The sequence below is a fragment of the Kitasatospora sp. NPDC048407 genome (assembly GCF_043200475.1).
Lineage (GTDB): Bacteria > Actinomycetota > Actinomycetes > Streptomycetales > Streptomycetaceae > Kitasatospora.
In genome coordinates this window covers 1-11,078 of the sequence record NZ_JBICXW010000013.1, presented here as the reverse complement: position 1 = coordinate 11,078, position 11,078 = coordinate 1, and the positions used below count along the sequence as shown (strand labels likewise).

The 11,078-nt window shown below is 71.9% G+C and carries 11 protein-coding genes and 1 pseudogene; 7 read left to right on the top strand and 5 right to left on the bottom strand.

Annotation, left to right across the window (positions count from 1 at the left end; all coding sequences use genetic code 11):
- Nucleotides 1–11: 11 nt before the first annotated feature.
- Nucleotides 12–428: a nuclear transport factor 2 family protein gene (locus ACGFWJ_RS22955; RefSeq protein WP_392952486.1), complete on the bottom strand. Its 417-nt coding sequence runs from the start codon at nucleotides 426–428 to the stop codon at nucleotides 12–14.
- 202 nt (nucleotides 429–630) lie between these two features.
- Here ACGFWJ_RS22955 and ACGFWJ_RS22950 point away from each other — a divergent pair, with 202 nt between their 5' ends.
- Nucleotides 631–1,575: a PQQ-binding-like beta-propeller repeat protein gene (locus ACGFWJ_RS22950; protein ID WP_392952483.1), complete on the top strand. Its 945-nt coding sequence runs from the start codon at nucleotides 631–633 to the stop codon at nucleotides 1,573–1,575.
- 7 nt (nucleotides 1,576–1,582) lie between these two features.
- Here ACGFWJ_RS22950 and ACGFWJ_RS22945 read toward each other — a convergent pair whose 3' ends face one another.
- Entirely contained in the window at nucleotides 1,583–1,924 is a 342-nt protein-coding gene (locus tag ACGFWJ_RS22945; RefSeq protein ID WP_392952481.1) for a family 20 glycosylhydrolase, read from the bottom strand.
- Nucleotides 1,925–1,983: 59 nt separating this feature from the next.
- Nucleotides 1,984–2,459 (bottom strand): annotated as a pseudogene (locus ACGFWJ_RS22940) (glycoside hydrolase family 3 C-terminal domain-containing protein); the annotation flags it as partial.
- A gap of 112 nt (nucleotides 2,460–2,571) precedes the next feature.
- Between ACGFWJ_RS22940 and ACGFWJ_RS22935 the strand changes: the two are divergent.
- From ACGFWJ_RS22935 to ACGFWJ_RS22925, 3 genes are all read left to right on the top strand, one after another.
- Nucleotides 2,572–2,769: a hypothetical protein gene (locus tag ACGFWJ_RS22935; protein WP_392952479.1), complete on the top strand. Its 198-nt coding sequence runs from the start codon at nucleotides 2,572–2,574 to the stop codon at nucleotides 2,767–2,769.
- A 269-nt stretch (nucleotides 2,770–3,038) separates the two neighbouring features.
- Nucleotides 3,039–4,871 carry a putative Ig domain-containing protein gene (locus ACGFWJ_RS22930; protein WP_392952476.1) on the top strand — a complete coding sequence of 611 codons (1,833 nt, stop codon included), beginning with the start codon at nucleotides 3,039–3,041 and terminating at the stop codon, nucleotides 4,869–4,871.
- A gap of 82 nt (nucleotides 4,872–4,953) precedes the next feature.
- Nucleotides 4,954–5,619: a class F sortase gene (locus ACGFWJ_RS22925; protein ID WP_392952473.1), complete on the top strand. Its 666-nt coding sequence runs from the start codon at nucleotides 4,954–4,956 to the stop codon at nucleotides 5,617–5,619.
- Nucleotides 5,620–5,698: 79 nt separating this feature from the next.
- Here ACGFWJ_RS22925 and ACGFWJ_RS22920 read toward each other — a convergent pair whose 3' ends face one another.
- Complete coding sequence (locus ACGFWJ_RS22920) at nucleotides 5,699–6,634, bottom strand: ferritin family protein (RefSeq protein ID WP_392952470.1); 936 nt, start codon at nucleotides 6,632–6,634, stop codon at nucleotides 5,699–5,701.
- A 69-nt stretch (nucleotides 6,635–6,703) separates the two neighbouring features.
- Here ACGFWJ_RS22920 and ACGFWJ_RS22915 point away from each other — a divergent pair, with 69 nt between their 5' ends.
- On the top strand, nucleotides 6,704–7,303 hold the full coding sequence (locus ACGFWJ_RS22915; RefSeq protein ID WP_392952467.1) for a S8 family serine peptidase: 600 nt from the start codon (nucleotides 6,704–6,706) through the stop codon (nucleotides 7,301–7,303).
- 95 nt (nucleotides 7,304–7,398) lie between these two features.
- Here ACGFWJ_RS22915 and ACGFWJ_RS22910 read toward each other — a convergent pair whose 3' ends face one another.
- Nucleotides 7,399–8,040 carry a GNAT family N-acetyltransferase gene (locus tag ACGFWJ_RS22910; RefSeq protein ID WP_392952464.1) on the bottom strand — a complete coding sequence of 214 codons (642 nt, stop codon included), beginning with the start codon at nucleotides 8,038–8,040 and terminating at the stop codon, nucleotides 7,399–7,401.
- 387 nt (nucleotides 8,041–8,427) lie between these two features.
- On the opposite strand from ACGFWJ_RS22910, the gene ACGFWJ_RS22905 reads away from it, so the two are divergent.
- Both ACGFWJ_RS22905 and ACGFWJ_RS22900 read left to right on the top strand, forming a co-directional pair.
- Complete coding sequence (locus ACGFWJ_RS22905) at nucleotides 8,428–9,924, top strand: APC family permease (RefSeq protein WP_392952462.1); 1,497 nt, start codon at nucleotides 8,428–8,430, stop codon at nucleotides 9,922–9,924.
- Nucleotides 9,925–10,026: 102 nt separating this feature from the next.
- Nucleotides 10,027–11,078: arginine deiminase family protein (locus tag ACGFWJ_RS22900; protein WP_392952459.1), on the top strand; the 1,052-nt coding region annotated here is incomplete at its 3' end.

Sequence of the window (11,078 nt, the reverse complement as noted above, 5' to 3'; positions counted from 1 at the left end):
GGCCGGCCGCTTCAGGCCCGCGCAGCCGCGTCCGCCATCATCCGCAGCAGGCCGGAGAGGTCCCGCTCGAAGGTGAACTCCCGCAGCAGCGTGGTCCATTGACCGGCCTCCCGGCGCCACACATAGCTGTACCGGGCCGGGGCGCCGCCACCCTCGGTGCGGTACATGATGACCGTTCCCTGGTCTCCGTGCCGGTTGGTCGCCACGAACCGAGCGTCGTCGATGCTGTCGCCCACCCGCATGCCCTGTTCCCGCAGGCTGCGGAAGCGGGCCATGAAGTCGGCCTTGGTCAGCACCACCGAACGCCCCGCCTCGTCGACCCGCACGTTCTCGAACTCCGAGTCGTAGAGCGCGTCGAGCGCATCGACGTCCATGGCCAGCCCTGCGGCCAGGTACGCCCGCATCCGCTCCACCAGTGTCTCGTCCATGTCCCGCTCCCCTGCCGATCGTCGCCCTGAGCGCCTCGGCCCACGTACCGCAGCGCCTCCTGTTGACAACCACGATGGCGCGCACCGCCGTCAGGTCAACGGCATCTCACCGTCGACCCGCTGTCAGCGGTGGCGTATCCTGTCCGGTTCGCCACTGGGGCGCACGCCGACCGCGCGGTCGGCCGAGTGGCGGGAGACCGACATGGTCACGAAACTGTGGGACCGGGTGCTGCACCAGCGCGGCGCGTATTCGAAGCCGGCGATAGCGAACGGCTCGGTGCTGGTGCACGAACGGCACACCCGCCTGGTCTGCCTCGACCTGGCCGACGGAGCCCTCAAATGGGATGTCCCGGTGGGAGATTGGCCCGATCGTCCGGTGGTCGCCGGCCCGCGCGTCCTGGTGCTCTCGCAGGGGTTGCGCTGCCTCTCCCTCGCCACGGGCGAGGTCCTCTGGCGTGACGAGGTGGAGCGGTACACCAGATATCTCGCCGTGGCCAACGACGTGGTGCTGACCGGCGGTTGGCGCGGCTACTCACCCCTACAGGCCTTCGACCTGACGGACGGCCGGCTCCGCTGGCAGACGCCCGAACCCGTCCGCACCCAGCGGCCGGTGGCGTGGGGCGACGGGCTGCTGCTCGGCAACGGATCCCGGGCCTGGCTGATCGACCCGCGCACCGGCCGGGAGCAGCAGTCCTGGCAGCTGCCCGAGCCCCTCCGGGACGCCGAGCTGCGGGGGCTGTTCACCGTCCTCGACGCCGACCGCTGCGCGGTCCGCTGCGGCACCTCGTCCGTCGCCGTCCTCCAACGCAACAGCACCGAGGCGGAGTTGCTGCGCACCCACGACGGCCCCCTGCTGCCCGAGGCCCCCGTGCTCGCCGACGGCCTGCTGTGGCTGCGCCGCCAAGGTGGCATCGGCGCCCTCGCCGTGGACCCGTCCGATGGCACGGTCGTCCATCGGATCGACGTTCAACTCCACCTCGCCCACGGCGTCTTCCCCCCGGCCGCCGCCGTCACCGAGGCGGGCACCGTCCTCCACCCCGACGGCACCACCACCCGCCTCGGCACGCGCATCTCCGCAGTCCAGGACCTCGGCGATGGCCGCCTGCTCGCCCTGACCCGCAACAGCCTTCGGGTGTACCGAATCTGACGCTCAATCAGCACCAGTCAACAGAAGGGGCCGGGAACCGCACATACCCGTCCCGCCGCCAGCCCGGCGCCTGCGCACCCAGCCGGACCCGCAGATCGTCCCAACTCCGCGCCGGACCCGCCGTCCAGGCGCGTTCGGCGAGGCCGGGGAGGCGTGGCAGCAGCAGGAACGACAAGCCGTCGGCGTCGTTCACGCTCTCGCACCAGATCGCCGCCTCGAACCCGGCGACCTCGAACCCGGCGACCTCGAACCCGGCCTCCGTGTCGATGCCCGCGATGGGCCCGGTGCAGGACAGTTCGACGGTCGCCGACGGATAGCCCCGGTGCCCGAGTCGGCTGCGCCGCGCCACACGGGGACGTCCTGCTCGCGGGCGGGCCAGGTGGTGGGCAGTCGGCCGCCGGGCTCGCGGGCGCCGGTGAGGACGTCGGCGAGGGCGGCGCCGAACTCCTGGTCGGGGACCCAGGACAGCACCACGGCCGCCGCCTCGTCGAGCCACGGCATCACCACGGGGAACCGAAGTTGACGATCACCACGGTGCGCGGGTTGGCCGCCAGGACCTGGCGGACCAGGTCGTCCTGGCCGGCGGGGAGGGCGGGGCCGGGCCGGTCGAAGCCCTCGGACTCGATGGCCTCGGTGGTGCCGACGACCACCACGGCGATGTCGCTGGCGGCGGCGGTCTCGACGGCCTGCCGGAGTTCCTCGGCGGGGTCGCCGAAGACGTCCTTGTAGCCGAGCTGGATCACGCCGAACGGGAGGTCGCCCATCGGCGCGGGGGTCCAGGTCAGCCGTAGCTCGACGGTCTGGCCGACCGCCAGTTCGCGCGGGAACACCCGGGTCGGCGGGTTGAGGACGGCCACGACGGGGTCGTCGCCGACCGGGGCCATCGGTTCGGTACTGACGCTCTCTCCGTCGATCTCGAACACGAAGCCGCCGATTCCGGCGAAGCCGAGGACGCACCGGCCGGCCCGGTCGGCGGTGAGGCGGGTGGTGATCTCGATGCGGGCGGCCCGGATCACCCTGCTCGTCACCCACAACCTCGCCAACGCCCGCCTCGCCGACCGCGTCGTCGTGGTCGACCGGGGCCGCATCGTGCAGACCGGAACCTGGACCGAACTCGCCCACCACGACGGCCCGTTCCGCGAACTCCCCACCCTCCAGGCCGACCGCACCATGCCCGCCCGGCGCCCCGCGTAGCCGCCGCCCCACCCCGTTCGCCGTCCTCCCCGGGACGACGAACGGGTGATTGGCAATCAAGGCGGCCCGAGCGTCCGGAGTGTTGTCCTATGCCTGGATTGTCCGGGTCCTAGCCTGCCGGGGGAGGTTGTCACATGATGATTATCAGAGCGTCACAATTCGGCACGAATGCCGCGTCCTCACACCCGCACCCACAAGGACGGCGGTCCGGCCGGCGCCGCTGTTTAAGCGCAGCTGCCATCGGCTGCGTCGTGGCGGCGGGATCGCTGGTGTGGATTCCCTCTCCCGCTTCGGCGGCGACGGTGGACATCCGCACGGTCTGCACCGCCTCGTCCACCTCGGGCACGACCATCACACTGACCGGCGACTGCACCACCACGGACAACCTCACCATCCCGGACGGGTACACCCTGGACGGCGCCGGCCACACCATCACCGCGACCGACACTTCCCTGGCCGACCCGCTGATGGGCGCGGTGCTGAGCAACGCCACCGGCGCCACCACGATGAACATCAAGAACCTGACGGTGCAGGGCAATTACCTGCCCCGGGATCCGAACGACTCCCGCACCAACGCGGCCTTCTTCGGCATCAGGTTCCTGTCCGCGTCCGGGTCGCTGACGAACGTGACGGTCATCGGCATCACCCGGCACCAGACCTACAACTTCGGTCAGGGCATCATGGTGGACGCCACCAGCGGCGGCCCGCAGACCGTGACGGTCACCGACGTCAACGTGGCGGATTTCCAGAAGAACGGACTGACCGCCAACGGCGCCGCGACCATGAACGTCACCGGCTCCACCCTCGGCCCGCCGGACATGAACATCCCGCTGCCCCCGCCGCCGATCACCGGCAACATCGCGCAGAACTCGGTCCAGTACTTCAACTCCGGCGGCACCTTCACCAACAACACCGTGCTGACGTACACGGCCAACAACTCGGCGAGCAGCTCCACCGGAATGCTGCTGTTCACCGCGAACAACCTGACGGTCGACCACAACACGATCGCCGGCCCGGACGGCGCGGACATCGGGATCAACGTCACCGGCGGCACGAACATCACCATCTCCTACAACGACATCAGCCGCTCGCCCATCCAGCCGCCGCTGCGCGACTTCTGGGGGTACGGCATCGCGGGCTACTCCGGCGCCGCCGCGACCACCACGCTGATCTGCAACACCTTCTCCGGCTGGAACCAGAACCTGTTCGGCGGCCTGACCCAGCCGCCGTGCATCACCACCCCGTTCCTGCACGACGGCACCGTCGGCGTCCCCTACTCGGACGTGGTCGAGGCGACCACCGAGAACCCGAACCCGCAGCTCACCTGGACACTCGTCGCCGGTGAACTCCCCCCGGGGCTGACGCTGAACCCGGACGGCACGATCACCGGCACCCCCACCGCGGCGGGCAGCTACACGTTCACCGTCCAGGTCTCGGACCCCGTCGACGGCACCTCGACGCGCGAGTACACCATCGTCATCAACCCGGCGGCTCCGGGACTGTCGCTCGCCAAGACCGCGACCGCCACGGACGCGGAAGGCCGGCCGATCACCGAACTCACCGCGGCCGGTGACGTCGTGACGTACGCCTTCGACGTCCTCAACAACGGCAACGTGCCACTGACCGAGCTGGCGATCAACGAGATCGAGTTCTCCGGCACCGGCCCGCTCGGCCCGGTCACCTGCGCCCCCACCCCGCTGGGCGGCACCCTCGACGCGGGAGCCTCCACCCACTGCACCGCCACCTACACCACCACCGAGGCCGACATCACCGCCGGCGGCACCCTGCACAACAACGCCACCGCCTCCGGCCTGCAACCCGACGGGACCACCCTCACCTCCACCGCCGCCGGCACCGCGCTGCCGATCATCCCGCCCGGCCCCACCCCTTCCCCCACCCCCAAGCCCACTCACACCCACAAGCCCACCCACAAGCCCTCGCGCGGCCCCCACCCCGAGGGCCCGTCCGTGGACACCGGCGGCTCGCTGGCCCTCACCGGCGCATCGCCCCTGGCCTGGGCGGTCACCGGCGCGGCAACGCTCCTGGCGACCGCCACCGGACTGGCCACCCTCACCCTGCGACGCAGAAAGCGCCGCCACTGACCCACCACGTCCCACCCGATCCCGCACCGCCCGCCGACCCCCCAGGGCCGGCGGGCGGTCGTGTCGAGGAGCAGCAACGCCCATGACCGTGACCCGCCGCGCCGAATGGCTGGTGCTGCTCCTGGCCGCCATCTCCCTGACCGGCGCCGCCCTCCTCGGCCACTACGCCCTCACCCACCACGACCACGCCACCACCGAAGTGGGCGTCGACATGAACGGCAGGCCCGTCCAGCTCGACCCCGGCGCCGAACTCCCCCCGGAGCAGCACCGGCAACAGGACGCGAAGCCCGACGGCGCAGGCCGCTTCATCGTCCCCTCGGTCGGCCTCGACGTCCCCCTCGGCACCATGAACGAGGTCGCCGGCTCGGTCGTCCCCCCCGGCTTCACCGCCGCCTACCGCATCACCAACCTCGGCACCCCCACCGCCCCCGAAGAGGGAACCGTCTACGTGGCCATGCACTCCCTCCGCCGGGGCGCCGTCGGTCCCGGCAACTACCTCTTCGCCACCGAAACCGGCACCTCCAACGTCGCCCCCGGCGCCATCATCGACGTCAGCAACACCCCCTACGTCGTCGACCGGGCCACCACCATCCCCAAATCCGACCTCCCGAACGACACCACCATCTGGTCCGACATCCCCGGCCGCCTGGTCGTCCTCACCTGCCTCGAAAAACCCGACAACACCCCCGCCGTCGACAACTTCGTCATCACGGCCCACCTCGCCCCACCCGACAACAGCGCCCAGTGAGGCGGCAGCCCCCCGGCCGAACTCCCGGCTCTCGGCCGCCGCCCAGTGTCGCTGCGCGCGTCAAGTCCGCTGCCGGTGGTCAGTCGATCCGGCGGAGAGCCTGCTGGAACGCCCGCGCGTGACCGGCTTCGTCGCGGGCGTTGTCGCTGAAGAGATCTGCCGCTTCGAGGTCACCTGCGGCTCGGGCACGCTTCGCGAAGGTCGGGTACATGAAAGTCGCCTCGTAGTTCTCGCCGGCGATGGTCCCGTGCAGGTTGGTCCGGGTGTCCTTGACGAATCCGAACAGGACGGCTTCGCCGGCGAAGTGCTCGTGCAGCTCGACCGAAGCGGTGCCGGTGAACAGTGCGGCCACCCGCGCGTCTCCGGACTGCGCGGCCTGCTCGGCAAAGGCCGTGTAGCGGGCAAAGGCGAGCGCCTCGCCGTGCAGGGCGGTGTCGAGGTTCGCCAGGGTCCGGGCCGCGTGCACCTGCGGCGGGCCGGCGGGCACCGGGACCTGGTCGGCCTGGGGCGGGGCGGGAACCTGTCCCTCTCCGGTCTGCAGGACGTGGAGCGCGGCCTTGAACGCCTCGTTGTGGCCAGCCTCGTCCTTCGCGATCTCCGCGAACAGCGCCGCCGCGTTCAGGTCGCCGTCCTGCTCGGCCTCCCGGGCGAACTGCGGATACATCGTGGTCGATTCGTACGTCTCTCCTTCGATGGCAGCAGCGAGGTTGGCCGCCTCATCGCCGATCAGGCCGTCGAGCAGTGCCTCCTCGTGGAAGTGCTCGTGGAGTTCCACCTCGGCGGTGCGGCGGTAGAGGTCCGCGACAGCGGGCAGATGCTCCCGGTCCGCCTGGTCGGCGTAGAAGGTGTAGGAGGCGTTCGCGAAGGCTTCGCCCCGCATCGAGGTCTGCAGATCGGTGAGGGTCTGCGGGTTGAGCCGGTGGACGGACTGCGGGGCGGCGACGGCGGTGGCCGGGGCGCCGACGGCCAGCAGGCAGGTCCCGATCGCGAGCAGGTGACGGGCGGAAGGCAGCACGTTCTTCTCCCAATGAGAAACGGAGTGGGGGCTGCTCGCATCGAAGCAGACGCATCGTCCACGATCGAGATGTCTACTCCGTTCGCCGTACGTCGGGGCCCGGTGGCCCGGCAGCATGTCCATGACGGCCCGGCGCCCTCGCCTTTCGGGCCGGGGCGGCCCGTCGACCAGCTCTACTCCCTCGACAGCGCGGAGCTGAGCGTCGCGCCCGAGCGGCCGTCCGGCAGCGGGTACCGCGAGCTGACGGCCGCCCTGGACCACGCGGCGGCGCACGACGTACTCACCGTCGTCGCGGCCGGCAACCAGGGCCGGCTGGGCAGCTCCGTCCTGACCCGCCACCCCTGGACCATCCCGGTCGTCGCCTACGACACCCGGAACCGCCCGATGGACCTCTCCAACCTCGGCAGCTCGATCGGCACCCGCGGCCTCGGCGCACCGGGCCGGGCCGTGGTGCACCTGAACCCCGGCGAGCGCCCACTCGCCCTCGCGGGCACCAGCGTGGCCGTCCCCTTCGTCACCGGAACCCTCGCCCTCCTGCTCTCCTGCTTCCCCCGGGCCACACCGGCCGAAGTCCGCGCAGCCGCCCTCCACGGCGTACGGCGCTCGGTGGTACCGCCGCTACTGAACGCCTGGACCGCGTACGAGCGCCTGCGGCGGGCGTCGACATGAACGGCCCAGCCGGTAGTTCAGCGTGACGCAGACGACGCCGTCCCGGGCGAGCACCTCGCCGTCGTAGGCCGCCCGGCACCTCCGCCAGCGATCTGTCACGGAGTTGACGCCCCGTCAGGCCGTGCGCGGCAACGCCCGGGGCCGGGCGGGACCGGCATGGTGCACCAGGTGGCCGCGGTGACCTCCAGGGTCAGCAGGCGCATGGTGGTGTCGGCTTCGGGGAAGTAGCGTTCGGTCTCGCCGGTGGGGGTGAAGCCGAAGCGGGTGATCGCGCGGATCGCGTCGGTGTTCTCCAGGGACGTCATGCTCCACACCCGGGTGAGGCCGAGTTCGGCGAAGGCGAGCTTGAGCATGAGCCAGCCGATGTCGGGGGCGCAGCCCGAGCCGCGGAGGTGCCGGGCCATGGTGAGGACGCCGCAGTACCCGGTGGTGTCGTCCTCGACGGAGAGCCGGATGCCGCCGACGGGACGGTCGTCGCCCTGGAGGCAGGCGGCCAACTGGTAGTGCCGGCGCGGTGTCTCGGCTGCGGTCGCCACGGCCTCGGCCAGCCTGCGCCGGATCCGGGTGTCGTCCATGACGCCGGTCGACAGGTGGCGCATCCCGGTGGCGTCGCCCCAGACCGGGCGCAGGGCGTCGAGGTCGTCGGCGCGGTGGTCGCGCAGCCGGACGCGGGCGGTCTCCAGGGCCGGCAGCGTCGCGGGCGGGGGCACGGGCGGGGGCACGGGCGGGCGATTCATCGTCGGGCCCTCACGGAGTGGTGGGTGGGGCGGGAAGTCGGGCCGCCCGCCGGTGCGGGGCCGCGCGCGAGTACCGCCCGCCGCGTCTGTGCCGACTGCCGTTCGCTCGACCACTGTTGGTCCTCCCGGGGCCTCGAAGGGGTCGGTGCTCGCAGTGAACCAGCGGTGAGTGGACATCCGATCAACACCGCCTGGTCGTGGACTTGTCGGCCCGCGCGGGCGGGGCCGCGGTTCGGGACCACGGGGGTGCGGGGGGCGGGACCGGTGGCGGGGGAAGCGGGACCCCTGGCCCTGGGGCGGCGCCCGGCCGGGGGCGGAGGATCTCCACTGTAGGCACCCGGCACGGTCGGGTCCCCGTCCTCCGGTGTCCCGGCAAAGGAGCCCCTGATGTCCGTATCCGATCGCAGAGAGCCCGCGGCCGACGCACCGCCGCAGCGCAACGGCACCTTCGGGCTCCCGGCCGCCACCGCGCTCGTCGTCGGCAGCGTCATCGGGACCGGGGTCTTCGCCCTGCCGTCGGCCCTCGCGCCCTACGGGCCGATCTCACTGGTGGCGTTCGTGCTGGTGACCGTCGGCGCGCTGGCACTGGCGGTGACGTTCGGGCGATTGTCCGAGCGGGTCCCCGGCAGTGGCGGTCCGTATGTCTACGCCCGGGAGGCGTTCGGCGAGTTCGCCGGCTTCCTGACCGCCTGGTCCTACTGGATCACCGCCTGGGCCGGGAACGCGGCCATCGCGGTGGCCTGGGTCGGCTACGTCGAGGTGTTCGTCAACAAGGGCCACCACACCGGCGCTTCGGTCGCCATCGCGCTGGCGGGGCTGTGGTTGCCGGCGCTCGTCAACCTGGCCGGCGTGCGCAGCATCGGGGCCTTCCAGGTGGTCACCACGGTGCTGAAGTTCCTGCCGCTGGCGTTCATGGCCACAGTCGGCCTGGTGTTCGTGAAGTCCGGCAACTTCGGGGCGTTCAACGCCAGTGGCGGCTCGGCGCTGGGCGCGGTCTCGGCGGCCGGGGCGATCGCGCTGTTCAGCTACATCGGTCTGGAGACCGCCTCGGTGGCGGCCGGCCGGGTGCGGGATCCGAAGCGCAACGTGCCGAGGGCGACGATATACGGCACGCTGGCCTGCGCGGCGATCTACCTGCTCGGCACGCTCGCCGTGTTCGGCACCGTCCCGCACGCCCAACTCGGTTCGTCCGCCGCTCCGTTCACCGACGCCGTGAACAACATCGCGGGCGGGCACTGGGCCGGGAACCTGGTCGCCGTCGCGGCGATCATCTCCGGGCTCGGCGCGCTCAACGGCTGGACGCTGATCTGCGCCGAGATGCCGATGGCCGCCGCCCGCGACGGACTGTTCCCGGCCGCCTTCGCCGGCACCCGCGGCCGCGGCGACGTGCCCGCCTTCGGCATCCTCTCGGCGACCGTCCTCGCCTCGGTGCTCACCGTGATCAGCTACACCAGTTTCACCCGCGTGTTCACCGAGATCGTGCTGCTGAGCGTGCTCACCGCCGTCGTCCCGTACCTGGTCTCGGCCGCCGCCCAGCTGTTCTGGCTGGTCCGCCGCGGGCGGGAGGAGCTGGACCGCCGCCGCCTGGTGCGGGACACCGCCGTCACCGTCCTGGCGCTCGCCTTCTCGTACTGGTCGATCCAGGGCAGCGGCTACCAGACCGTCTACTACGGCCTGTTCACGATCCTGCTCGGCATCCCGGTCTACGTCTGGCTGAAGCGGCCGAACGCCCGGACCGTCGCCGAGGCGCCCGCGGACACCGCGACCCCGCCCACCGTCACCGCGCCGGAGCGCCCCGGACCGCCCCGCAAGGCCGCCCGCACCCGCCCCGCCGGCCTGCCGGCCGTCCTGCGCCGCGCGCCGACCCCGCGTCACCCGCACTGAACGTCCGACCCCGCGTCACCCGCACCGAACGTCCGACCCCGCGTCACCCGCACCGAACGTCCGATCCCGCGTCACCCGCACCGAACCCCCGGGAGAACCCTCATGTCCACCCTTCGTGTCGATTCCGAAGCCGGCCGCCTGCACCAGGTGATCCTGCACCGACCGGGCCTGGAGCTGGCCCGGCTCACCCCGGGCAACGTCGACGAGCTGCTGTTCGACGACATCCTGTGGGCCAAGCGCGCCCGGGAGGAACACGACGCCTTCGCCCAGGTGCTGCGCGACCACGGCGTGCGCGTGCACCACTACGCCGACCTGCTCGCCGAGACCCTCGAACTTCCCCCGGCCCGCGCCTGGCTCCTCGACCGGGTCGCCGCCCCGGCCCTCGTCGGCCCGGCCCTGGTCGAACCGGTCCGCGACCTGTGCGAACAGCTCGACGGCGCCACACTCGCCGAGTACCTGATCGGCGGCGTCCTCAAGAACGACCTCCCCCTGCACAACCCGCACAGCCTGCACTGGCACACCCTCGGCGACCAGGACTTCGCCCTCCCACCGCTGCCCAACCACCTCTTCCCGCGCGACAACTCCTGCTGGATCGGCGCCCGTTACAGCCTCAACCCGATGGCGAAGCCGGCCCGCCGGCGCGAGACCCTGCACACCGCCGCGATCTACCGCTTCCACCCACTGTTCGCCGAGACCGCGCCCCCGCTGCTCGACGGCACCACCGCGCCCGCCGGCCTCACCGTGGAAGGCGGCGACGTCCACGTCCTCGCCCCCGGCGTCGTCATGATCGGCATGGGCGAACGCACCACCGCCACCGCCGTCGAAACCCTCACCCAGCAGCTGTTCCTGACCGGCACCGCACACCGGGTGATAGCCGTGCGACTGCCGCAGAGCCGGGCGTTCATGCACCTCGACACCGTCATGACGATGATCGACCGCGACACCTTCACCCTCTACCCGGGCCTCGCCGACCAGCTGCGCTCGTGGACCCTCACCCCCGCCCCCGAACGCCCGTCCGGCTTCGACGTACGGCCCGACACCGACCTCGCCGCCTCCCTCGCCGAGGCCCTCGACCTGGACAAGGTCCGCTTCCTGTCCGCCGACCAGGACACCCGCGCCGCCGAACGCGAACAGTGGGACGACGGCAGCAACTT